Annotated in this window: 21 protein-coding genes and 1 pseudogene; 9 read left to right on the plus strand and 13 right to left on the minus strand. The window is 71.2% G+C overall.

All coding sequences use genetic code 11. The features are described 5' to 3' along the window. Positions 1-343: 343 nt before the first annotated feature. From ACFV5H_RS36680 to ACFV5H_RS36690, 3 genes and pseudogenes are all read right to left on the minus strand, one after another. A complete protein-coding gene (locus tag ACFV5H_RS36680; RefSeq protein ID WP_385199061.1) occupies positions 344-997 on the minus strand; it encodes a hypothetical protein in 654 nt (217 codons plus the stop codon). A gap of 135 nt (positions 998-1132) precedes the next feature. Continuing rightward, entirely contained in the window at positions 1133-1744 is a 612-nt protein-coding gene (locus ACFV5H_RS36685) for a DNA-3-methyladenine glycosylase (protein ID WP_385058984.1), read from the minus strand. Positions 1745-1764: 20 nt separating this feature from the next. After that, positions 1765-2016, minus strand: a pseudogene (locus ACFV5H_RS36690) (DNA-3-methyladenine glycosylase); the annotation flags it as partial. A gap of 189 nt (positions 2017-2205) precedes the next feature. Here ACFV5H_RS36690 and ACFV5H_RS36695 point away from each other — a divergent pair. From ACFV5H_RS36695 to ACFV5H_RS36705, 3 genes are all read left to right on the plus strand, one after another. Continuing rightward, on the plus strand, positions 2206-2988 hold the full coding sequence (locus tag ACFV5H_RS36695; RefSeq protein ID WP_385058986.1) for a sporulation protein: 783 nt from the start codon (positions 2206-2208) through the stop codon (positions 2986-2988). A gap of 42 nt (positions 2989-3030) precedes the next feature. Continuing rightward, positions 3031-3570, plus strand: coding sequence for a YbhB/YbcL family Raf kinase inhibitor-like protein (locus tag ACFV5H_RS36700; protein WP_385058988.1), 540 nt, complete (start codon positions 3031-3033; stop codon positions 3568-3570). A gap of 213 nt (positions 3571-3783) precedes the next feature. Then, complete coding sequence (locus tag ACFV5H_RS36705; RefSeq protein WP_385058990.1) at positions 3784-4290, plus strand: HNH endonuclease; 507 nt, start codon at positions 3784-3786, stop codon at positions 4288-4290. Positions 4291-4374: 84 nt separating this feature from the next. Here ACFV5H_RS36705 and ACFV5H_RS36710 read toward each other — a convergent pair whose 3' ends face one another. The 3 genes from ACFV5H_RS36710 to ACFV5H_RS36720 all read right to left on the minus strand — a co-directional run bounded on the left by ACFV5H_RS36710 (position 4375) and on the right by ACFV5H_RS36720 (position 6793). After that, complete coding sequence (locus ACFV5H_RS36710) at positions 4375-5325, minus strand: SPFH domain-containing protein (protein WP_385058991.1); 951 nt, start codon at positions 5323-5325, stop codon at positions 4375-4377. A 148-nt stretch (positions 5326-5473) separates the two neighbouring features. Next, complete coding sequence (locus ACFV5H_RS36715) at positions 5474-5905, minus strand: NfeD family protein (protein ID WP_073937416.1); 432 nt, start codon at positions 5903-5905, stop codon at positions 5474-5476. Between the two features lie 90 nt (positions 5906-5995). Next, complete coding sequence (locus ACFV5H_RS36720) at positions 5996-6793, minus strand: ABC transporter ATP-binding protein (RefSeq protein WP_344563796.1); 798 nt, start codon at positions 6791-6793, stop codon at positions 5996-5998. A gap of 162 nt (positions 6794-6955) precedes the next feature. Between ACFV5H_RS36720 and ACFV5H_RS36725 the strand changes: the two genes are divergently transcribed. Further along, positions 6956-7747: a hypothetical protein gene (locus ACFV5H_RS36725; protein WP_385058992.1), complete on the plus strand. Its 792-nt coding sequence runs from the start codon at positions 6956-6958 to the stop codon at positions 7745-7747. 420 nt (positions 7748-8167) lie between these two features. On the opposite strand, the gene ACFV5H_RS36730 is transcribed toward ACFV5H_RS36725, so the two are convergent. From ACFV5H_RS36730 to ACFV5H_RS36740, 3 genes are all read right to left on the minus strand, one after another. Continuing rightward, on the minus strand, positions 8168-8413 hold the full coding sequence (locus tag ACFV5H_RS36730) for a chaplin (RefSeq protein WP_385057536.1): 246 nt from the start codon (positions 8411-8413) through the stop codon (positions 8168-8170). Positions 8414-8571: 158 nt separating this feature from the next. Further along, positions 8572-9213, minus strand: a complete 642-nt coding sequence (locus ACFV5H_RS36735; RefSeq protein WP_085575691.1) for a response regulator transcription factor — start codon at positions 9211-9213, stop codon at positions 8572-8574. Beyond that, positions 9206-10351, minus strand: a complete 1146-nt coding sequence (locus ACFV5H_RS36740; RefSeq protein WP_385057538.1) for a GAF domain-containing sensor histidine kinase — start codon at positions 10349-10351, stop codon at positions 9206-9208. The genes ACFV5H_RS36735 and ACFV5H_RS36740 overlap by 8 nt, the downstream gene beginning before the upstream one ends. 247 nt (positions 10352-10598) lie before the next feature. On the opposite strand from ACFV5H_RS36740, the gene ACFV5H_RS36745 reads away from it, so the two are divergent. The 3 genes from ACFV5H_RS36745 to ACFV5H_RS36755 all read left to right on the plus strand — a co-directional run bounded on the left by ACFV5H_RS36745 (position 10599) and on the right by ACFV5H_RS36755 (position 13410). Further along, positions 10599-11297 carry an SDR family NAD(P)-dependent oxidoreductase gene (locus tag ACFV5H_RS36745; RefSeq protein ID WP_385057540.1) on the plus strand — a complete coding sequence of 233 codons (699 nt, stop codon included), beginning with the start codon at positions 10599-10601 and terminating at the stop codon, positions 11295-11297. Continuing rightward, entirely contained in the window at positions 11294-12337 is a 1044-nt protein-coding gene (locus ACFV5H_RS36750) for an S-adenosylmethionine:tRNA ribosyltransferase-isomerase (protein ID WP_385057542.1), read from the plus strand. Before ACFV5H_RS36745 ends, ACFV5H_RS36750 begins: the two co-directional genes overlap by 4 nt. A gap of 341 nt (positions 12338-12678) precedes the next feature. Then, complete coding sequence (locus tag ACFV5H_RS36755; protein WP_385057543.1) at positions 12679-13410, plus strand: transglycosylase SLT domain-containing protein; 732 nt, start codon at positions 12679-12681, stop codon at positions 13408-13410. Positions 13411-13501: 91 nt separating this feature from the next. Here ACFV5H_RS36755 and ACFV5H_RS36760 read toward each other — a convergent pair whose 3' ends face one another. Continuing rightward, the gene (locus tag ACFV5H_RS36760; RefSeq protein WP_385057545.1) at positions 13502-16075 is read right to left on the minus strand and encodes an FHA domain-containing protein; all 2574 of its coding nucleotides are present in this window, start codon (positions 16073-16075) and stop codon (positions 13502-13504) included. 241 nt (positions 16076-16316) lie between these two features. On the opposite strand from ACFV5H_RS36760, the gene ACFV5H_RS36765 reads away from it, so the two are divergent. Together ACFV5H_RS36765 and serB are read left to right on the plus strand one after the other, a co-directional pair. Next, positions 16317-18320, plus strand: a complete 2004-nt coding sequence (locus tag ACFV5H_RS36765; RefSeq protein ID WP_385199062.1) for a streptophobe family protein — start codon at positions 16317-16319, stop codon at positions 18318-18320. 94 nt (positions 18321-18414) lie between these two features. Then, entirely contained in the window at positions 18415-19623 is a 1209-nt protein-coding gene (serB, locus tag ACFV5H_RS36770; protein ID WP_385057548.1) for a phosphoserine phosphatase SerB, read from the plus strand. Between the two features lie 79 nt (positions 19624-19702). On the opposite strand, the gene ACFV5H_RS36775 is transcribed toward serB, so the two are convergent. The 3 genes from ACFV5H_RS36775 to ACFV5H_RS36785 all read right to left on the minus strand — a co-directional run bounded on the left by ACFV5H_RS36775 (position 19703) and on the right by ACFV5H_RS36785 (position 20764). Then, entirely contained in the window at positions 19703-20221 is a 519-nt protein-coding gene (locus ACFV5H_RS36775) for a SixA phosphatase family protein (protein WP_385199063.1), read from the minus strand. Positions 20222-20286: 65 nt separating this feature from the next. After that, positions 20287-20493: a hypothetical protein gene (locus ACFV5H_RS36780; RefSeq protein ID WP_385199064.1), complete on the minus strand. Its 207-nt coding sequence runs from the start codon at positions 20491-20493 to the stop codon at positions 20287-20289. A 154-nt stretch (positions 20494-20647) separates the two neighbouring features. Then, on the minus strand, positions 20648-20764 hold the full coding sequence (locus ACFV5H_RS36785; RefSeq protein ID WP_385057552.1) for an SGM_5486 family transporter-associated protein: 117 nt from the start codon (positions 20762-20764) through the stop codon (positions 20648-20650). Positions 20765-21056: the final 292 nt, after the last annotated feature.

Below are 21056 nucleotides of genomic sequence, written 5' to 3' on the forward strand. Positions count from 1 at the left end.
CCGACCCGATTTCCTCGGTGCTTTCCGGGGTTCCGCTTTCGCGTTTCCCTTTCCGGCGGTTCCGACTCTATCAGATCCTTTCGGGCCTGATTCCCAGTCGGCGGGTTTTGCCGTTGAGCCCTCAGCTTTCGCCTGTCGGCCTTTCGACATTCACTACGTTAACCGATTCCCCCGCTCGATTCATAATCGGGCTCCGCGGTTCGGAATTCAGACATGCGGACATGACGAATTCGACCCCGCTGAAGGGTGATCGTAGGTAGTGGGTTGGCCGCTTCCGGCTGCAGGCGATCGCCGTACCCGGTTCAAGCGGCTCGGGCTACATTACGCACCTTCCAAGGTCGAGTCAACTTCGACGGCGCCGTGGCACGTGGGCCCGGTAGGGACTGACCGGTCGGCGAGTCCGGGGCACAGCCAGCCTGGCAACCGCGCGCTTGGCAGCCTCACTGTGGTCGAGGCGGGGCGCCGGCCCTCGCGGGCCGGCCAGGTCGCGGCCGGTGAGCGACCTGGCTTCGACCGTGGTCCAGTCGGAGCGGTGCAGCACAGCGGTGTGTCCTTCCACGTGGGCTTTGCGGTCCTTCCAGTCGTCGGGCGGCGCCATGAGGACGCGAAGCTCCTGATGGCTCAGCCACTCCAGTCCGAGAACCTGACGGCCGAGGTGGTGCTCGATGAGCGACAGGGCGGTACCGGTTTCCAGGTGAACGAGGAGAAGCTCCCCCTCGAAGAAGTAGCCGCCGTCGTACTCACCGGATCCCACGGCGAGAAGCGGGAGGGCCGGATGGAAGGCCATCGCGGTCACGGGGTACTGCGAGAGCAGGAGCCAGCGACGGCGGGCGCGGTCGGTGACGTGGAAGAGACCGACCGTCTCCGCCTCGTCGTACTCGCGCTCGCCGGCCACGGCGACAAGGCTTCGCCGCCTGTCCGTGACGACGAGGACGGGATCGCCGATCTCCGTGAAGGGGGCGTCGGAGCCATCAGCATCGGCCGAGAACGAAGTCATGCCAAGGATCTTCACAAAGATCCGGGCGAGGTGGGCGGGGCCGGGTTGTCACTGCACTCCCGGCTGTCCACCTCGCTCAGCACGCCGACTCGACCGCTCACTCGCCAGTCGGCCGTGAGCGAGGCGCACAGTGGCTCAGGCTCCGGCGGACGGTTTGGCTCTCGGGCTCAGTCGGTACGCCGAGACCGTCGGATCACCGGCGAGGTAGAACCGGTGTTGCCAGTCGTGGGCCTTGCTCACGCCCACCCGAGGACCAACCCGGATGAGCGCGTCAGGTACAGGCTCGCCCTCGGACAACACGACCGAAGTACCCGTCAGGAGGTCTGCGCCGTTGTGCTCCGCCGTGATGCCGAGTGCCTGGCAGAAATTCCCCGGACCCCGTGCAAGCCGTGGACCCTCGACCCTCTCCCCTCGCCGTTTGCGTGCCAGATCCTCCCCTTCGATGACCCTGCCTGCCCGGATGAGGACAGCCGAGGCGATGCCGTCCGTCCCGGTGACGACGTTGGCGCACCAGTGGAGGCCATGGGACCGGTAGACGTACAGGTGTCCCGCGGATCCGAACATGACGGCGTTACGGGGTGTCCGGCCTCGGTAGGCATGGGAAGCCGGGTCAGCCGAACCGGAGTACGCCTCGGTCTCCGTGATGGCGATACTCACGGTCCCCTCGGGGGTCTTACAGGTGAGAACGCTCCCAAGCAGCTTGGGGGCGACCTCTTCGGCAGAATGGGCGAGGCGGCCAACGTTCATGCTGACCGCCTTGACCTGCCGTAGGTGAAGTAGACGTACACATGACCGGGCGCACCGCACATCACCTCGTTGCGGGCGGTGCGACCGCGGTGGGCGTGGGAGCCGGGGTCGTTCTGGCCGTCGTAGGCCTCGGCCTCGGTGGGGCGGAGGGTGATCGGACCGTCCGGGGTGGTGCGGACCAGGATCCGGCCGAGGAGGTCGGGGGCGACCTCGAGGACGGGGCGGTCGAAGGACTCTCCGGGCAGGGGCGTACGGTCGGGGGTCGCGATCATGCCGTCCGAGGGTACTGGAGACGGACGGTGCCGCGGGGTGGTCAGCGGGCTCCGCGGTTGCCAGGGTGTGGGACGCGGAACCGGCCACGGCCGGATCGCGTTGTTAGGGATCAAGGGTCCATACGTACGACTCGACGCAGGACGACGGATCAGGTGTGGCCCACGGGGGTCGCCTGGAGAGGGAGAGACATGGCGTTCAAGAAGCTGCTGGCGAGTCTGGGTGCCGGCGGGGCCTCGGTCGAGACGGTGCTGCACGAGGTCAACGTGGTTCCGGGCGGTGTCGTCCAGGGCGAGGTGCGGATCCAGGGCGGGTCCGTGAACCAGCAGATCGAGGGTCTGTCGGTCGGGCTGCAGGCCAAGGTCGAGGTGGAGAGCGGCGACCAGGAGTACAAGCAGGACATCGAGTTCACCAAGTCGAGCCTGGGCGGCGCCTTCGAGCTCCAGGCGGGTGCGGTGCACGCGGTGCAGTTCGGGCTGGAGATCCCGTGGGAGACGCCGATCACGATGATCGACGGGCAGCCGCTGCGCGGGATGAACATCGGGGTGAGCACCGAGCTGGCGATCGCGCGGGCCGTGGACTCCAGTGACCTGGACCCGGTCAACGTGCACCCGCTGCCGGCGCAGAAGGCGATCCTGGACGCGTTCATCCAGCTGGGCTTCCGCTTCAAGAACGCGGACATGGAGCGCGGCCACATCCGGGGCACCCGGCAGAAGCTGCCGTTCTACCAGGAGATCGAGTTCTTCCCGCCGCAGCAGTACCGGGGGCTGCACCAGGTCGAGCTGAGCTTCGTGGCCGATGAGCAGGCCATGGACGTGGTGCTGGAGATGGACAAGAAGCCGGGTCTGTTCAGCGAGGGCAGCGACACGTTCCGTTCCTTCAAGGTGGGGCTGAACGACTACCAGGGGACCGATTGGACGGCGTACCTCAACCAGTGGCTGTCGGAGGTCGGCAGCAAGCGCAACTGGTTCTAGGCTCGGTCCCCGACTGAACGCAACCGATCAGGAGGTACCGAGGTGACCGAGCTCAAGCGGCGGCCGCTCCCCCACGCCTTCCATCCGCCCGTGCCGTCGTTCGCGGTGTCGAGCGAGGACGTGCAGGAGGGGGCGACGCTCAAGGACGCTCAGGTCCACGCGGCCGGCAACACCTCGCCGCACCTGCGGTGGGAGGGGTTTCCGCCGGAGACCAAGAGCTTCGCCGTGACCTGCTACGACCCCGATGCCCCGACGGGCAGCGGGTTCTGGCACTGGGTGGTGTTCGACATCCCGGCCTCGGTGACCGAGCTGCCGGTCGGTGCGGGCAGCGGCAAGTTCGAGGGGCTGCCCGAGGGCGCGGTCCACGCGCGCAACGACTACGGCAGCAAGGACTTCGGCGGTGCCGCGCCGCCGCCCGGGGACGGGCCGCACCGGTACGTGTTCACGGTGTACGCCGTGGACCAGGAGAAGCTCGGTCCGGACTCGGACGCGTCTCCCGCCGCTGTGGGCTTCAACCTGCGGTTCCACACGCTGGGGCGTGCCCAGCTGATCGGTGAGTACGAGGTGCCTGCGGAGTCCTGAGCGGTTTCCCGCGCGGCCTTGAGCGTTCATGGAACGTTTGCCCGCCCCTGGTCTTGGAATTGATCAGGGGCGGGCATTTTTTTGTTGCCGGGGGTCGCGGGGGTCACCTCCCGCAGGAGCAGCAGATATTGCGTTGTCCATCTCGGCGTGCCCGGCCAGAGTTGATCCCAGCCCGCCGAGGGGTGGGCCGGTGCACACGGGAGGTGGGCTGGTATGCGGGACACGCTGGTACTGAACGCGAGCTTCGAGCCGTTGTCGACGGTGACGCTGAACCGAGCCGTCGTTCTGGTGCTTCAGGACAAGGCCGTCGTCGAGCAGGCCCACCCCGAGCTGCGGATGCGTGGAGCCGCGGTCGACATACCGGCGCCCCGGGTGATCAGGCTCTGCCAGTACGTGAGGGTGCCGTTCCGAAGACAAGCGCCGTGGTCGAGGCGGGGTGTCCTGGTGCGGGACCGGCACCGGTGCGCGTACTGCGGGCGGCGGGCGACGACCGTGGACCACGTGGTGCCGCGGTCGCACGGTGGGCAGGACACGTGGTTGAACACGGTGGCGTCCTGTGCGGAGGACAACCACCGGAAGGCGAATCGGACGCCCGAGCAGGCGGACATGCCGCTGTTGCGGCGGCCGTTCGAGCCTACGCCGGCTGACGCGATGCTGTTGGCGCTGGGCGCCGAGGACTTCGAGGCGTTGCCCGAGTGGTTGGCGCTGGACGCGGCGTGAGGGCTTCGCCGTAGGGGTTCGGGTGGTTCCCCGGGCGCGGGTTGTGCGTGGTTGTTCGCGCAGTTCCCCGCGCCCCTGGGGGTTTCAGTCGATGGAGGGCTTTTCGCGGCGTTCCTGGGAGGGGACGCCGGCGGGTCCCGAGGGGGTGTTGCCGCCGCCCATCGCGCCGAAGTTGCCCATTGCTCCGGAGAGGCCCTTGAGGGCGTCGCCGATCTCGCTGGGGACGATCCAGAGCTTGTTGGCGTCGCCCTCGGCGATCTTGGGGAGCATCTGGAGGTACTGGTAGGAGAGGAGCTTCTGGTCGGGGTCGCCGGCGTGGATCGCCTCGAAGACCGTACGGACGGCCTGGGCCTCGCCCTCGGCGCGCAGGGCCGCTGCCTTGGCCTCACCTTCGGCGCGCAGGATCTGGGACTGCTTCTCGCCCTCGGCGCGCAGGATCTCGGACTGGCGGACACCCTCGGCCTGGAGGATCGCGGCGCGCTTGTCGCGGTCGGCGCGCATCTGCTTCTCCATCGAGTCCTGGATGGAGGTGGGCGGTTCGATGGCCTTGAGTTCGACGCGGTTGACGCGGATGCCCCACTTGCCGGTGGCCTCGTCGAGGACGCCGCGCAGGGCCGCGTTGATCTCCTCGCGGGAGGTGAGGGTCCGTTCCAGGTCCATGCCGCCGATGATGTTGCGGAGCGTGGTGACGGTGAGCTGTTCGATGGCCTGGATGTAGCTGGCCACCTCGTAGGTGGCGGCCCGGGCGTCGGTCACCTGGTAGTAGATGACGGTGTCGATGTTGACGACCAGGTTGTCCTGGGTGATCACCGGCTGCGGCGGGAACGGGACGACCTGTTCGCGCAGGTCGATGCGGTTGCGGATGGTGTCGATGAACGGGACGACGATGTTGAGGCCCGCGTTGAGTGTCCGCGTGTAGCGGCCGAAGCGCTCGACGATGGCGGCGCTGGCCTGTGGGATGACTTGGATCGTCTTGATCAGGGCGATGAAGACCAGCACCACCAGGATGATCAGGACGATGATGATCGGTTGCATCGTCGGTTCCCCGAACCCTTCTTAGCCTCGGCGCCTGCGGCAGCTCTTGTGCCTGTGGAAGATCTCGCTGTTGAAGATCTTGCTGGTCGAGTCTGACAGACCATCGGTGCAACTGGGGGGTTGTTCGCTCCAGTTGTGTCGCGGGAGGTCACATGATGATGGCCGTGGCCCCCTCGATGTCCACGACGTCCACTTCCTGGCCTGCTTCATAGGCTCTGCCGGCGTCGAGTGCGCGTGCCGACCAGACCTCGCCGGCCAGCTTGATCCGGCCGCCGGAGCCGTCGACGCGCTCCAGGACGACGGCCTGTTTCCCCTTCAGGGCGTCCACGCCGGTGGCGAGTTGGGGCCGTCCGGCGCGGTGTCTGTTCGCGATGGGCCGTACGACGGCGATGAGGGCGGTCGAGACGACGGCGAAGACCACGACCTGGGCGACGGCGCCGCCGCCGAAGATGCCGGAGACCACTGCCGCGGCGACGGCGCCCACCGCGAGCATGCCGAGTTCGGGCATCGCGGTGATCACGAGCCCGATGCCGAGTACCGCCGCGCCGATCAGCCACCACAGCCATGCGTCGATGTCCACGTGGTCATGGTAGGACCGCACACCCGGTCGCCGACAGGGCGCCGATCGGTTGAACGCGCCGTGCGGCTCCGGGCCTTGGGCCGCGGGGGGTCAGGACATCGGGAGGCCCTGGGCGGTGAAGCGGTCGCCGACCTGTTCGACGACGAGCGGGAGGCCGAAGCAGAGGGAGAGGTTGCGGGAGGTGAGTTCCAGCTCCAGCGGGCCGGCGGCGAGGACCTTGCCCTGACGGATCATCAGGACGTGGGTGAAGCCCGGGGCGATCTCCTCGACGTGGTGCGTGACCATGATCATGGAGGGGGCGATCGGGTCGCGGGCGAGCCGGCCGAGACGGCGTACGAGGTCCTCGCGGCCGCCGAGGTCGAGTCCGGCGGCGGGCTCGTCGAGCAGCAGCAGTTCGGGGTCGGTCATCAGGGCGCGGGCGATGAGGGTGCGCTTGCGCTCGCCCTCGGAGAGGGTGCCGAACCTGCGGTCCAGGTACTCGGACATGCCGAGGCGGTCGAGGAAGGCGCGGGCGCGCTGCTCGTCGATGTCCTCGTACTCCTCCTGCCAGCCGGCGGTCATGCCGTAGGCGGCGGTGAGCACGGTCTGCAGGACGGTCTGCTTCTTGGGCAGCTTGTCGGCCATGGCGATGCCGGCCACGCCGATGCGGGGGCGCAGCTCGAAGACGTCGGTGCCGGGCCTGCCGAGGGTCTCGCCGAGGATGCCGACGGTGCCCTTGCTGGGGTAGAGGTAGCTGGACGCGATGTTGAGGAGGGTGGTCTTGCCGGCGCCGTTGGGGCCGAGGATGACCCAGCGCTCGCCCTCCTTGACCGACCAGGAGACCTGGTCCACCAGAGCCCGGCCCTCACGGACCACGGATACGTCCTGAAGCTCCAGAACATCGCTCATGAGCGCGTTGTCTCCCCTTGCAGTGTGGCCGGTCTCGGCTGTCGCGTACGCCTGTGGGTCGGTCCGCCGCACCCGTGGGCGCAGCCCATCATGAAATCTACGCCACTGGTCGACCCGGACATTCCTCCGGTCCGGTTCTTGGGCTCTGTCTAGGGTGTACGCATGCTCTCGGAACCTCGCTCTGGACGCCTTGCCGCTTGGGGAAACGCCCTTCTTGCCGGACTTGTCCCACCGGATGACGCCGTGCTCGCGATCGTCGGGGAGGACGCGGTGCACCGGGTGGAGGGGTTGCCGGGTGAGTCGGCGCCGGTGGGGCTCACGCTGGCGCTGGGGCGGCTGCGGGCGCTGGGGGTGAGCGGGCTGCGGGTGGCGCTGCCGGCGCCGGGGCATCCGCTGGGGCTGAGCGGGCCGCCGGAGTTCAACGCGCGGGCGTTGGAGGCGGAGGAGGCGGTGGTCTGTTCCGGGGCCGCGGTCGGGCTGGTGCCGGAGGTCCACGAGGCCGGGCCCGCGGGTGATGTGCATGTGGAGGTGGTGTGGCACTGCCTGCCGGTGCGGGAGGCGCCGCCGGCGGATGTGCCGTCGCTCGGGGAGGCGGAGCGGGAGCTGGCGGAGGCGTTGCGGGAGGCGACGGAGGTGCTGACGCGGCTGGATGTGGCCGGGTCGGGGCCGGTGGCCGAGGCGGCGATCGATGCGTACCGGGCGCGGGCCTCGGGCTCGCGGGGGCGGGAGGTGTTGGCGCCGGGGTATCCGCCTCGGGCTGTGCGGGTGCTGGAGTTGGCGCAGCGGGTGGGGGCGTTGGTTTCGCTGGCGGGGGCGGCCGGGGAGCACGGGGGTGCGGTGAGCGCTTCGGAGATTTCGGCGCGGGCCGGTGCGTTGCGGCCTGTGGAGCGGACGGCTCGGCGGGCGCAGGTGGCTGCGTACAACTCCGTTGTGGAGGAGCGGGGGGCGGGGTGAGGTGCCCCCCCGGGTCGGGTGTGCCGGCGTGGGGTGCAGCCCCGGTGTTTGCGGGGTGCCCCGGCGTGGGTGCTGACCGGGGGGGTCGCGCTGCCCGGCGCTTGCGGGGTGCCGTCGCGCCCACCCGTGCCGCCCCAGCGGCACGACTGCCCGCGGAAGCGGCGGTAAGCGGGGCTTCGCGGGGAGCAGGGCGGCACGCGGGAAGCAGGGGCCGTAGGTGGGGAGCGGGAGCGGTAAGCGGGGCTTCGCGGGGAGCAGGGCGGCACGCGGGAAGCAGGGGCCGTAGGTGGGGAGCGGGAGCGGTAAGCGGGGCTTCGCGGGGAGCAGGGCGGCACGCGGGAAGCGGGGGCCGTAGGTGGGGGCGTGGGGGAGCCCCGGCGCTCGGTGGGGGCGGGCGGCCGGGGCTGGGGTGGGTGCGCGTCAGTGGTTGACGGCGGTGTTGCCGAAGGCCGGGTTGAGGAGCCCGATGACGTTGATGCTGTTGCCGGACACGTTGACCGGGACGTCGACCGGCACCTGGACGACGTTGCCGGAGACGACGCCCGGGGAGCCCACGGCCGTGCCGTCGGCGTGGCTGCCGTCGGTGGCGGAGGCCATTCCCGTGCCGGCCGCGAGCAGACCGCCGGCCACCATCGTCACGGCCGCTGCCTTCTTCAGGTTCTTCACTTTCCGAGCCCTCCTTGCGATGACCGCGGCAGGCGCCGCGGCGTGCACTGGAGAACGGCCGGTGCCGACAATGGATACGGCCATCCGAGGGACATTCCCACTACGGTATGAATCTCGGATCGGAGGGGAACCTTCCGACCGGTCCGAGGCGTCACGGGTCAGCCGCTCAGACCATGTCGTACGGCCCACAGGGCGGCCTGGGTGCGGTCCGCGAGGTCGAGTTTCATCAGGATGTTCGAGACGTGGGTCTTCACGGTCTTCTCGGACAGCACCAGGGCGCGGGCGATCTCCCGATTGGCACGGCCGTCCGCTATGAGCCCGAGCACTTCGCGCTCCCGTTCGGTGAGGGAGCCCGCGCGTCCCGTGCCCGATCCCGTCTCCTCCTGGGACAGCAGCGCGCCGGCCACCTCCGCCTGGAGCAGGACGTGCCCGGCGTGCACGGAGCGGATGGCTCCGGCGAGCGCGTCGGGGTCGACGTCCTTGTACACGTAACCGGCGGCGCCCGCGCGGAGGGCGGGAACCACCGTGCGCTGCTCGGTGAAGCTGGTGACGATCAGCACGCGCGCGGGGTGGTCCAGTTCGCGGAGCCGGCGCAGCGCGTCCACGCCGTCCATGCCGGGCATCTTGACGTCCATGAGGATGACGTCGGGTCCCAGCTCCCCCGCCAGGGCGACCCCTTCGGCGCCGTCCGCGGCCTCGCCGACGACCTCGATGTCGTCCTGCACCTCGAGGAAGGTGCGCAGCCCCCGGCGTACCACCTGGTGATCGTCGACCAGCAGCACCTTGATTGCGTCAGCCACCGGGGACCTCCATCTCGATCGTGGTGCCCTTGCCGGGCGCCGATTCCACGGTCAGCCTGCCGCCGACCCCGCTCGCCCGGTCCCGCATGGAGACCAGGCCCAGATGGCGGCCCGCGCGACGGACGATCCGCGGGTCGAAGCCGCCGCCGTCGTCGCTGACCCGCAGGACCGCTCCGCCGCCGCGGCGGTCCAGGGTGACGTCGACGTGGTCGCCGCCGGAGTGCCGCAGCGCGTTGTGCAGTGCCTCCTGGGCGACGCGCAGCACCGCCTCCTCCTGGGCGGCGGGCAGGGCGCGTACGCCGTGCCCGGTGAAGGTCACGCGCGCGGTGTGGGCACGGTCGAGGACCTGGATCTGGGTGCGCAGTGTGGCGACGAGGCCGTCCTCGTCGAGGGCCGCGGGGCGCAGCTCGACGACCGCCGCGCGCAGTTCGTCGGCGGCCTCGGCGGCCAGGGCGGCGACCTGCTGGAGTTCGCCCTTGGCGCGGGAGGGGTCGCGGTCGACGAGACGGGCTGCGGCCTGGGCGGTGAGCCGCAGGGAGAAGAGTTTCTGGCTGACGGCGTCGTGGAGCTCGTGGGCGAGGCGGGAGCGTTCCTCGGCGATGGTCAGTTCGCGGCTGCGTTCGTAGAGCCGGGCGTTGGTCAGGGCGATCGCGGCGTGCTGGGCGAGGATGCCGAGCAGTTCCTCGTCGTCCTCGGTGAAGCCGCAGGTGCCCTCGGGTTTGGGGCACCTCTTGTTGGCGAGGAACAGGGCGCCGATGACCTCGTCGCCGTCGCGGATGGGCAGGCCCAGGAAATCGACCAGGTCGGGGTGGGCGCTGGGCCAGCCCTCGAAGCGGGGGTCGCGGCGCACGTCGGCGAGGCGCTGCGGGGTGGCCTCGTTCAGCATCGCGGCGAGGATGCCGTGCTGGCGCGGGAGGGGGCCGATGGCCTTCCACTCGTCGTCGCTGACGCCGTCGACCACGAACTGGGCGAAGCCGCCGTGGTCGTCGGGCACGCCGAGCGCGGCGTACTGCGCGTCGAGGAGTTCGCGGGCCGAGGCGACGATCGTCTTGAGGACGTCGCGCACCTCGAGGTGCCTGCTCATGGCCAGCAACGCGGAGCTCACCGCGGCGAGGCCGGACCGGGGGCCGTGGCTCATGTCCTCACGGTACCGGCGGGCTGTGACAGCGGGATCGGACGTACGGCGGCCGTCGGGCGGGCCGCGGGACCTAGGCCGGAGGTCCCGCCGTCCCGGTCGGGGCGTAGGACCGCGGGACCGGGGTCGGTGGCGTAGGGCGAAGGGACCCGGGGCGTTGCGTCCCGGGCCCGAGGCGGTGGCGGTGGGCCGGTCCCTAGGTTGAGGGCACGCCGATCGAGCGGCGTCCGAGGACGAGGGGACGGTTGCCATGCCGGTTGCGATCATCACGGGGGCTTCGAAGGGGCTCGGGGAGGCGCTCGCCCGGGGGCTGGCGGAGCGCGGCTGGGATCTGGTGCTGGACGCGCGGGACCCGGTTCCGCTGGCGGAGGCGGCGGGGCTGGTGTCGGCGCACGGCACGCGTGTGACGGCGCTGCCCGGGGACGTCACGGACGCCGCGCACCGCGCGGAGCTGGTGGCGGCGGCGTGGCGGCTGGGCGGGGTGGACCTGGTGGTGCACAACGCGAGCGCGCTGGGCGCCGAGCCGCTGGTCCCTCTGGAGGAGCTGCCGCTGGACGGGCTGCGGCGGGCGCTGGAGGTGAATCTGGTGGCGGCGCTGGGCCTGGTGCAGGAGGCACTGCCGCTGCTCAGGTCGGCGGCGGCCGGGGCGGTGCTGGTGGTCAGCTCGGACGCCGCCGCCGAGGCGTATCCGACGTGGGGCGGGTACGGGGCGTCCAAGGCGGCCCTGGACCAGCTGGCGGCGGTGCTGGCGGTGGAGGAGCCGGGGCTGCGGGTCTGGTCGGTCGATCCCGGCGACATGGCGACGGACCTGTACGCGGCGGCCGTACCGGACGACGACGGTCCGCGCCCTGCGCCGGCCGGTGTGGTGCCCGCCTTCCTCCGGCTGCTGGACGAGCGGCCGGCGAGCGGTCGCTACGGCGCCCCGGCGCTGCTGGAGGAGCGGCGATGACCGTGGCCGCGGAGGTGCCGGAGGAGCTGTCCGCGCGGGTGCCGGTGGAGCAGCGGGGGCCGGGTCTGGAGCGGGACTCGGTGCGGCTGCTGGTGTCGCGGGGCACGGTGGTGTCGCATCACGCCTTCGTGGAGCTGCCGCGGCTGCTGCGGGCCGGGGACCTGCTGGTGGTGAACACCTCGCCGACGCTGGCGGCGGCCGTCGGGGGGTGGACCGGGCACGCGCGCGTGGTGGTGCACTTCTCCACGCGCGGTGACGACGGCCGGTGGGCCGTGGAGCTGCGGGATCCTGACGGGCACGGCACCACACGTGCGCGCGCGGGTGCGCCCGCGGGTACAGAGGTGCGGCTGGTCGGGGGTGCGCGGCTGGTGCTGGAGGAGCCGCTCAGCGCGCGCGGGGAGCGGCTGTGGTGGGCACGCGTGTCGGGGGACGTGCTCGAGGTGCTGCGGGAGCACGGGCGGGCCGTCCGGTACGCGTACACGGAGCGGGACCAGCCGTTGTCGGCGTACCAGACGGTGTTCGCGCTGCCGTCACCGGACGGTGCGGGGAGTGCGGAGATGCCGAGCGCGGGGCGTCCGTTCACCGCGCGGACGGTGGCGGAGCTGGTGAGCCGGGGGGTGCGGTTCGCCCCGGTCACGCTGCACACCGGGGTGGCGTCGGCGGAGGCGCACGAGCCGCCGTATCCGGAACGGTTCGTGGTGCCGGAGGCGTCGGCGCGGCTGATCGGGGCCGTGCGGGCGGGGGGCGGCCGGGTGATCGCGGTGGGGACGACGGCCGTACGGGCGGTGGAGTCGGCGGCCGGTGCGGACGGCGTGGTGCGGGCCCGCGCGGGGTGGACCGATCTGGTGGTGACGCCCGAGCGCGGGGTGCGGGCGGTGGACGGGCTGCTGACCGGGCTGCACGAGCCGCAGGCCTCGCACCTGCTGATGCTGGAGGCGGTCGCGGGGCGGGCGGCGATCGACCGGGGGTACGAGGAGGCGCTGCGCGGGCGCTACCTGTGGCACGAGTTCGGCGATGTGCACCTGGTTCTTCCGGAGTGACCGGACCTCCTCACACAGAGCATTGCTTCAGCAACCGGCGGTGAGGGCAGGGGGCGGCCGGTGTGAGGCCGGGCATAGGGCGCACATCACGTACGAAGAGGATTAGGAGAGACATACCGCCCGCATGAGCGGGACGTATGGCCCTCTCTGCCCCGGTTTACCCCTCCCTGATCCACTACCCGGCTTCGTACGTCACACCTTTGCCCCGCCATTTTGCGGCCGCTAAGAATGGCTGCGTCGCTCAGCGCCGTGGGTATCTCCCCGCGGCGTTTGTGCCGGAAGCACCCTGTCCCCACCGGACGTTGAGCGACCTCCGCGCTATTCGAAGAGGTCCGTCCCGCATGTCCAAGAACATCCTCACCCGTGGTCATAGTCGTGCCCTGACCCGTCACCACAAGCTCGCCGTCGCCGGTGTCGCGGCCCTCGGCGCCGCCGCCATCGGTTTCTCGGCCGTCCCGAGCAACGCGTCCCCGGCCACCACGACCGAGGCCGCCCCGACCGCGAAGGTCGCGTACAGCACCGAGCCGATCCAGGGCGTCAAGGCGAGCGTCACCGACCAGCTCGCCGGTTCCAGCGTCAAGGTCGAGCAGATCGCGGCGAAGAAGGAGGCCGCGGACCGGGCCACCGCCGAGAAGAAGGCCGCCGCTGCCGCCGCGGAGGCCGAGGCGGAGAAGGCCCGCCAGGCCGAGGAGGCCGCCGGCCGTGCCGCCGAGCGCGCCGAGGTGAAGCAGGCCGCCCCGCAGAAGACCTACAGCGACAACCTGGACGGCTGGATCCGCGAGTCCCTGGCCATCATGAAGAAGCACGGCATCCCGGGCTCCTACGAGGGCATCCACCGCAACGTCATGCGGGAGTCCTCCGGCAACCCGAAGGCGATCAACCTCTGGGACATCAACGCCCAGAACGGCATCCCGTCCAAGGGCCTGCTGCAGGTGATCCCGCCGACGTTCGCGGCCTACCACGTCCCGGGCACCCCGAAGGACATCTACGACCCGGTCGCCAACATCACCGCCGCCTGCAACTACGCGGCCGACAAGTACGGCACCATGGACAACGTCGACAGCGCGTACTGAGGTCGGCGCGGACCTCTTCTCGCGAACCGAAGACGCCGAAGGGCGGCACCCTCCTGACGGGGTGCCGCCCTTCGGGGCCGTACGGCGCGGACTACTTGCGCATGACCTCGGGCTCGTGGCGGCGCAGGAAGCGGGCCACGAAGAAGCCGCAGATCACACCGAGGACGATCAGCGCGCCCATGTCCATCGCCCAGGCCCCGACCGTGTGCTCCCACAGCGGGTCGGTGTCGCCGGCCGTCTCCGGCGGACTGATCCTGTTGAAGTCCAGCGTGGCGCCCGAGGCGGCGACCGCCCAGCGCGACGGCATCAGGAACGAGAACTGGTTGACGCCGATCGAGCCGTGCAGGGCGAACAGGCAGCCGGTGAAGACGACCTGGATGATCGCGAACATCACCAGCAGCGGCATGGTCTTCTCGGCGGTCTTCACCAGCGAGGAGATGATCAGGCCGAACATCATCGAGGTGAAGCCGAGCGCCATGATCGGCACGGAGAGCTCCAGCAGCGTGAAGCCGCCGAAGACCAGGCCCTCCTCCGGGATCTCCCGGCTGGAGAAGCCGATCACGCCGACCAGCAGGCCCTGCAGCACGGTGATCATGCCGAGCACGAACACCTTGGACATCAGGTACGCCGAGCGGGACAGGCCGGTGGCGCGCTCCCGCTCGTAGATGACCCGTTCCTTGATCAGCTCACGCACGGAGTTCGCCGCGCCCGCGAAACAGGCGCCCACCGCGAGTATCAGCAGGACCGTGGTCGCCGTGCCGTTCGGGATGACCCGGCCCGCCGCGTTGGGCGGGTTGGGCAGCAGGCCCTTGTCCGCGTCGATGAGCAGGCTGACCGCGCCGAGGACGGCCGGCAGGATCACCATCAGGGCGAGGAAACCCTTGTCGGAGACGATCACCGAGACGTAGCGGCGTACCAGGGTCACGAACTGTGACATCCAGCCCTGCGGCTTCGGCGGCCGCATCGCCTGCATCGGCGGGACCTGTACGGACTGCGGCGCGACCGCGTCGATGTCCGCGGCGTACATCTGGTAGTGCTGCGAGCCCTTCCAGCGGCCCGCCCAGTCGTAGTCGCGGTAGTTCTCGAAGGCGGAGAAGACGTCGGCCCAGGTGTCGTAGCCGAAGAAGTTCAGCGCCTCCTCGGGCGGGCCGAAGTAGGCGACGGAGCCGCCGGGCGCCATCACCAGGAGCTTGTCGCAGATCGCCAGCTCGGCCACCGAGTGGGTGACGACGAGGACCGTACGGCCGTCGTCGGCGAGGCCGCGCAGGAGCTGCATGACGTCGCGGTCCATGCCCGGGTCGAGGCCGGAGGTGGGCTCGTCCAGGAAGATCAGGGACGGCTTGGTGAGCAGTTCCAGGGCGACGGAGACGCGCTTGCGCTGGCCGCCGGACAGGGACGTGACCTTCTTGTCCTTGTGGATGTCCAGCTTGAGCTCGCGCAGCACCTCGTCTATGCGGGACTCGCGCTCGGCGGCCGTGGTGTCGGCGGGGAAGCGGAGCTTGGCCGCGTACTTGAGGGCCTTCTTGACGGTCAGCTCCTTGTGCAGGATGTCGTCCTGCGGGACCAGACCGATGCGCTGGCGCAGCTCGGCGAACTGCTTGTAGAGGTTGCGGTTGTCGTAGAGGACCTCGCCCTGGTTGGCGGGGCGGTAGCCGGTGAGCGCCTTGAGCAGGGTCGACTTGCCGGAGCCGGACGGGCCGATGACCGCGATCAGCGACTTCTCGGGGACCCCGAAGGAGACGTCCTTGAGGATCTGCTTGCCGCCGTCGACGGTGACCGTCAGGTGGCGGGCGGAGAAGGACACCTCACCGGTGTCGACGAACTCCTCGAGCCGGTCGCCGACGATCCGGAACGTCGAGTGGCCGACGCCCACGATGTCGGTGGGGCCGAGCAGTTGGGCGCCGCCCTTGGCGATCGGCTGACCGTTGACGTACGTGCCGTTGTGCGAACCGAGGTCGCGGATCTCCATGCGGCCGTCGGGCGTCGAGTGGAACTCGGCGTGGTGGCGGGAGACCTGGAGGTCGGAGACGACCAGGTCGTTCTCCAGGGCGCGGCCGATGCGCATCACGCGGCCGAGGGAGAACTGGTGGAACGTGGTGGGGCTGCGGTCGCCGTAGACCGGCGGCGCGCCCGCGCCGCTGCCGGGCACCTTCTGCGCGTACTGCTCGCCCGGACCGCCCTGCTGCTGCGGGATGTGCGGCGCGGACTGCTGCGGTGCCGGCTGCTGCGGCTGCTGCCAGCCGGGCTGCTGGGCGGGCGGCTGCTGCTGCGGCGCCTGCTGGGACCAGCCGGGGTTCGCACCCTGGGCGGCGTACGGCTGCTGCGGCTGGGCCTGCGGTGTGGCGGCCGGGGCCGCGGTGCCGGCGCCCGCACCGGCGCCGGACAGCGTCACGCGCGGGCCGTCGGTCGCGTTGCCCAGGTTCAGCACCGTGTCGGAGCCGAACTCCAGGTGGTGGATCCGCTGCCCCTGCACGAACGTGCCGTTGGTGCTGCCGTGGTCCTCGATGACCCAACCGCGCCCGTTGAAGCTGATCGTGGCGTGACGCCAGGAGACCCTGGCGTCGTCCAGCACGACGTCCCCCTGCGGATCGCGTCCGAGGGTGTAAGCCCTGGACGGATCGAGCGTCCAGGTCCGTCCGTTTGATTCCAGTACGAGTTCCGGCACTCCATGCCCCACTGAGTTGTCCCCCGAATTTCCCCCGTCGCAGGGAGTCTAGGGATGGCGAACATCGGGGGGAACTATTTCAGGCTCGGCCCTCTGTCCGAAAGTCGGGCCTTGTCACGAGCGCGCACCAAGGTGTTCACCGGTTTTCGTCGACGGGGTTGAAATCGGCCTGGAAAGTGGTAAATCACGCGAGGGGGACATGTGCGGCCGTCACGCCGCGTCGCGGATCGGGGGGTCTGCCATGAGTGCTGCCACGGGCGTCGGAGCAGCGGAGCACGGTACGCGCGTGCCGTGGGGCGATGTGGTGATGTCCGCGGTCGCCGCGGTGAGCTGGGCGCTGATCGGGATGGCGGGGACGGCGGCGCTCGGGCTGCACCTGCTGGACGCGGACGCGGCCGGTTCGCTGGGTCCGATGACCGCCGCGGTGGTGGCTCTGGGGGCGGGCGGTTCGGTCACGCCGTCCGGTGACGTGTCCGCCTTCGGGCTGTCGGGTGCGGAGGCCGGTACGGCCTTGGAGGTCACGCCGCTGGGCGTGGGCCTGGTGGGTGCGCTGCTGCTGTCGTACTTCTTTCTGCGCTCCTTGCGGGCGGCGGGAGTTGTGGTCTCCGGCACCGAACTCCTCGCGCGTGCGGGCACGGTGGTCGCGCTGTTCGTGGCGATGACGGGCGGGCTGGCCTGGGCGGGGCACGACGTCATCACCATCGACGGGGGCTCGCTGGGCCTCGACGACCTGCCGGGGACGGGTGGTGGCGGGGTCGAGATCCCGGGGCTGGGTGATGTCGGGGGGCTGCTGCCGGACCGGGTGGGTGATCTCGTCGACGCGGAGGCGGCGGTGGGGTTCACCGTCGACACCGTGCCGACGCTGCTCGGTGGCCTCGGCTGGGCGGCCGGCGTCCTGCTCGTCGCGCTGCTGGCGTCCCGCCGCACTCCCCTGCCGCGCGGCTGGGACGCCGTGCACCGTGTCGTACGGCCGGCGGTGTCCGCCCTCGTCACGGTGGGGCTGGTGGCGGTGGCGGCGGGGCTCGCGGCGGCGGGGTACGCGGCGATCGGCGACGACCATCCCCGGCGGATCGCGGGGGCGGCGCTGCTGGGAGCGCCGAACGGAGTGTGGACCGGGGTACCGCTCGGCCTGTTCGTGCCGTGGGACGGGCGGGCGAGCGGGGCGCTGCTCGGGGTGCTGCCGCACCCCGTGGACGATCTGCTGCGGACCGGCTCGGACCGGTCCGTCACGCTGGGGCGGCTGGCGGAGTTCGACGGGCGGGTGTGGCTGCTGGCGGTGGCCGCCGCGCTGATGATGCTGCTGGCGGGGGTGCTGACGGGCGTGCGCACGCCGGTCGGGGGCGCGGCTGATCGCGGAGCGGCCGGCTTCGCGGGGCGGTGTGCGCTGCGGCTGGGTGTCGCTACGGCGCTGACTCTGCCGTTGCTGGTCCGGCTGACGGAGGTGTCGGCGAACGCCTCGCTGTCCGTGCTGGGCTTCGACGCGTTCGGCGCCGGCATCGAGCTGCGCGGCCGGTTCGGCACGGCGCTCCTGCTGGGCGCGGTGTGGGGCGCGGGCGCGGGCGCGGCGGGTGCGCTGCTGGCCCGGGCGAGCGGGGCGGCGGGGATGCGGGCGGCACCGTTGGCACGGGGTGACATGAAGGCGGGCGGTGGATGGCGGACGGTGGGTGGCGTCGAGGGCTCGGACGGGGCGCCGGCCGCCGGGCCGTACGAGCCGGGGGTTCCTTACCGGGCCCCCGACCCGGACACCAATCCGTATCTGCGGGTGGGGTGGGAGCCGCGGGGGTCTCAGGAGTCAGGGGTGCGGGAAGAACCGTGGGGCTCGCCGGGAACATCGCACGGGGCGCGGGAAGGGCGCGGATCACGGGAAGCCGGGGCGCAGGGGCCGTGGGGGCCGTCGCCGCGAGGACCGCACGAGCCGAGGGAAGCCGGGGCGCAGGAGCCGTGGGAGCCGTCGCCGCGAGGACCGCACGAGCCGAGGGAAGCCGGGGCGCAGGAGCCGTGGGAGCCGGAGGATGCGGTGCCCTCGGCAGGCGGGGTGCCGGGGGGTGGTGAGCCGCAGGTGGCCGGGGGTCCTGAGGGGAACGGCGATGTCTATGGGGCGCCCACCGTGATCGGGCCGGTCGAGCCGCGCCGGCGGGGAGCCGGGTCGCGGGGGCGGTCGCCGTTGTGGCCGGACGAGCCTCCGCCTCCTCCGCCACCACCGCCTCCTCCTCCCCCGGCGCCCCGGAAGCCGGACCGTACGTAAGCTCCGGGACATCCCGGTGACCGGCCGTGTTCATTGTCCGGCTGGCGGACCTCGGAGGCGCGGGGCACTGGGTGCCGGATACGGTGGGAACACCATGAGCGCATCGCAGACCACCGACGTTCCCACCCTCCTTGTCAAGATCTTCGGCAAGGACCGGCCGGGCATCACGGCCGGCCTCTTCGACACCCTCGCCGCCTACTCGGTCGACGTGGTCGACATCGAGCAGGTCGTCACCCGCGGCCGCATCGTGCTCTGCGCGCTCGTGACCGAGCCGCCCAAGGGGCTGGAAGGGGATCTGCGGGCGACCGTCCACAGCTGGGCGGAGTCGATGAAGATGCAGGCGGAGATCATCTCCGGCAAGGGCGACAACCGTCCGCGCGGGCTCGGCCGCTCCCTGGTCACCGTGCTGGGACACCCCCTCACCTCGGAGGCGGCGGCGGCGATCGCCGCGCGGATCACCAAGGCCGGCGGCAACATCGACCGTATCTTCCGGCTCGCCAAGTACCCGGTGACCGCCGTGGAGTTCGCGGTGTCCGGCGTGGAGACGGAACCGCTGCGGACCGCGCTGGTGACCGACGCGGCGCGGCTCGGGGTCGACGTGGCCGTGGTCGGTGCGGGGCTGTACCGGCGGGCGCAGCGGCTGGTCGTCATGGACGTGGACTCCACGCTCATCCAGGACGAGGTGATCGAGCTCTTCGCCGCGCACGCCGGCTGCGAGGACGAGGTCGCCGAGGTGACGGCGGCCGCGATGCGCGGGGAGCTGGACTTCGAGCAGTCGCTGCACGCGCGCGTGGCGCTGCTGGCGGGGCTGGACGCCTCCGTGGTGGACAAGGTCCGCAGCGAGGTGCGGCTGACGCCGGGCGCCCGCACCCTGATCCGTACGCTGAAGCGCCTCGGCTATCAAGTGGGCGTGGTCTCGGGTGGGTTCACCCAGGTCACGGATGATCTGAAGGAGCGGCTGGGGCTGGACTTCGCCCAGGCCAACACCCTGGAGATCGTCGACGGGAAGCTGACGGGCAAGGTCACCGGCGAGATCGTGGACCGGGCGGGCAAGGCCCGGCTGCTGCGCCGGTTCGCCGCCGAGGCGGGTGTGCCGCTGTCGCAGACGGTGGCGATCGGTGACGGTGCGAACGATCTCGACATGCTGAACGCGGCGGGGCTCGGTGTCGCCTTCAACGCCAAGCCGGTGGTGCGCGAGGCCGCGCACACGGCGGTGAACTTCCCCTTCCTGGACACGGTCCTGTACCTGCTCGGCGTCACCCGCGAAGAGGTCGAGGCGGCGGACACGCTCGACGTGGGCTGAGTCGCCCGGACCGGGGCACGGAGACGGGCGGGCCCGGCACCGACGGACGTCGAGTGCCGGGCCCCCGCCGTGCCGGGTGTCACTCGGTGGGCGCCCAGTAGTCGACCAGCGTGCCGACGCCGGGCTCGAGGGACTTCCAGGAGCCGGTGAAGGACAGGACGGCGAAGGCGGCGGCCGGGTAGCCGAGCCGGCTCATGCGCTCACGGGCGTCGCCCTCCGCCGTGCCGGCCAGGATGTCGGCGAGTCCCTGGACGCCCGGGTTGTGGCCGACCAGGAGGACGTTCTGCGCGTCGTCGGGGGTTTCGTTGAGCAGGGCGATCAGCTCGCCGGGCGAGGCATCGTAGATCCGCTCCTCGTAGACGGTCTTCGGCCGCTCGGGAAACTCGTGGACCGCGAGCTTCCAGGTCTCGCGGGTCCGGACCGCGGTGGAGCACAGGGCCAGGTCGAAGGCGATACCGGTGTCGGCGAGCTTGCGCCCGGCGACGGCGGCATCCATGCGGCCCCGCTCGGCGAGTGGGCGCTCGTGGTCGGAGACCGGGGGCCAGTCGGCTTTCGCATGCCGGAAAAGGACAATCCTGCGGGGTTCTGCGACGCTCATGTGACCCAGCTTCGCATGAAACAGGCCATGGGGCGCAGGGAGTTGACCGGCGCCTCCGGGGGTGTTCAGCGGGCCATGAGCTGCTGCGCGCGCTCGACGAGGTGGGTGAGCGCGGGATCGCCGACGGCCGCGTGGGCGTCGGAGGGGTTGAGGACCAGGGTGAGCAGGGCGACGAAGGCGAGGGTGGGCAGGGCGAGGGCCCACCAAGGCAGCCGGGTGGCGACGGCGCCCCGGGGGGCCGGGTGGGGCCGGGTGTGCGTGCGCGCCGACATGGGGCCTCCGCTCTTCGCATGGTCCGTGGCCGGCGTCTCGCGGCCACATCTCGAAGGTACGGATTCCCTGGGGGGCAACCCATCCGGTGACCCACCCACTTCACCCTGAGCCTGGCCCCCTAGGGGATGGTGGTGCCAGCACCACCATGGGGCGTCACGGGGCGAGGATTGTCGCGATCACGCCGATGATGATGAAGATGGCGAAGAACGCGCCGAAGACGAGCAGCATCTTCTTCTGGCCGTTCTGCGGATTGGGGTCGAGGACTGGCATGGGGCAAGTCTCGCACCTCGGTCGCCTGCGGCGGGCTTCGGGGGCGTACGGCGGGGGTGGCCCGGTGGCCGGGTGCTCCGGTGCGGTTTCCGTCGAGCGGTCCATGTGGGGTGGCTTCTGGTCGTGGGGGGCATTTGTTTCGCCCCCGCCGCCCCTTCCCTTCCCGTCCCTGGGGGGCTTCGCCCCCCAGACCCCCCTTTGCGCAGTTCCCCGCGCCCCTTCAGGCCCAGACCCCCTTCGCGCAGTTCCCCGCGCCCCTTCAGGCCCAGACCCCCTTCGCGCAGTTCCCCGC

Origin of the sequence: Streptomyces sp. NPDC059787 (genome assembly GCF_042732315.1) — a bacterium.
Taxonomy (GTDB): Bacteria; Actinomycetota; Actinomycetes; order Streptomycetales; family Streptomycetaceae; genus Streptomyces; species Streptomyces atrovirens.